The sequence below is a fragment of the Pseudomonas sp. GW460-LB5 genome, assembly GCF_059423245.1.
This window is the reverse complement of sequence record NZ_JBWKXT010000126.1, coordinates 1-1,853: the sequence shown is the minus strand read 5'-3', so window position 1 is coordinate 1,853 and position 1,853 is coordinate 1. Positions and strand designations below refer to the sequence as shown.

Sequence of the window (1,853 nt, the reverse complement as noted above, 5' to 3'; positions counted from 1 at the left end):
GGCCGACCGGGCAAACCTGGCAATACGCGGCATCAGCTACAACCAGGATGACATCCGAGAGGAGCTTGCGGCGCTGCGGGCAGCAGCTAAGGCCGGACCACCGGCAGAGTCGTCGTTCGAACTGCGTGAATCGCTCGCCCGGCAGGCACACATCGCTGCGAATGCGTTCGGGCGTATCAACTCGCTGTACGAGGAATTGCAGAAGAGCAACAACACCGCCAGCATCGGCCTGCATGCGTGGTATGTGGCGCTAGGGCGACAGGTACTCCGAACCGGCGCCCCCAACAGTGCAGACCGAGCGCTGCATCACGGTCTGCGCTTAACGTTGTTTGCATCGGTGCACGAGACGGCAGTCGACATTCGTCTGAGCGACGCTGCGCGCAGCGGGCAACCCATTGACCCACAACGCAGCGGTGGCCAGATTGCGCGCTATCTGGATCATGCCTGGGCTGAAGGCTTGATGCAGGCTGACGGTCAGAAGAGTGACTTCTATAAAGTGCGTGCCGCCGGTCTGGTCTGCCTGCTGGAAGGCATGCTGATGGCCTTCAAGGCTCGCGAGCTGCCTGACAGTGATGGACGTATCAAGACTGAACTCATGGCGGCCGCGATGACCACGGCAGCGGCGGGCTTCGAGATTGGGGCCAGCTATGTGGACCAGGTGGTAACCCGATACGGCGCCAGAAGTGCGACTGGCAGAGGTGCTGTGGCGACCTTGGGAAGGTTGAAGCTTTGGGGGGCTGGATTGGCCGGTACTGGAGGGCTGGTATTGGCGTGGTGGGATTTCGCCGATGCCGATAAACATATCCGTGAAGCCCAAAATAAAGAATCAAGCGCGCGAAACATAAGGCTAGCCTCCGCGTACAGAGCTCGAGGCGCCGCGACCATAGCTCTTGCTCTGGCTGAGGGCGGAACAGCAATTGCTATGGCAAAACCTTTTTTTGATCATCTATCCCATAGCGCCAAGACTAAATTTGCAAGAATGTTGGCATCCTCTATGGGTGAGCTTGCAAAAAAACTGGGAACCCAAGCTGCGCGCGTTCTGCTCGCACGCCTGGTAGTCGGAGCTTTTTGGATAGGTCTCGTCCTGACGGTCGTAATTTACCTCCTTGAAGAGGATGCATTGGAGAAGTGGTGTAGGCGCTGCTGTTTCCGAATCGGAAAAACAGCAAAGCCTTATGAAGAACACGAAGAATTGAAAGCGCTTCATTCGGCTTTCAGCGAGGTCTTGTAGTGTATCTAGTCGAATGGGGTTTCTGGCAGATGGCAATCGAGTCTGAGGCTACCCGTAAGGCGTACGTTGCGAAAATGACGCCAGCAGACCAACGCGCAATGCGGGACTTTTATGAAGGTGACTTGGAAGAGGGAGTCCATTTTCGGAAGGTGAGCGAAAACCCTCGCGCACGCAGCCCTGTTTACTCCTTCAATGAAAATTTCCTTGAGATGCGTTGCGGCGGATCGGAGGAAAAACGTGGCTTGATCACAATCATGACGCTGGGAGGACTAGGGCCAATCCTATATAGCGGCGTCACAATCACCCTGGGATCCGTTTATCTTTACCTTTTCACCAGTAGAGATCCTGCTGTCATCGACATCATCATAATGATGCTGATGTCTGTCATGGACGGTGCTATTGTTTATTTTTATCTAAAATACGGCCTTCGCTTAACGCGGTTGGAAATGCTTACTAGCCGTCACCTACTCATTCGCTTCAATCGAGTAACCCAACAAGTTCACCTACATCGACCGAAATACTGCGGCGGCATCGTCACTTTCCCGTGGAAAACAACCGGAAGCACAGCCATCGACCCAGAAGATGACTCACTCAGCTTGGGCATGCGACTAGGGCTAGTCTG

General features: G+C 54.9%; 2 pseudogenes. Both read left to right on the top strand.

The window, feature by feature from the left end:
* Positions 1-1,231, top strand: a pseudogene (locus AC07XM_RS30985) (T6SS effector BTH_I2691 family protein); the annotation flags it as partial.
* Positions 1,231-1,853, top strand: a pseudogene (locus AC07XM_RS30980) (DUF6708 domain-containing protein); the annotation flags it as partial. The pseudogenes AC07XM_RS30985 and AC07XM_RS30980, both read left to right, overlap by 1 nt.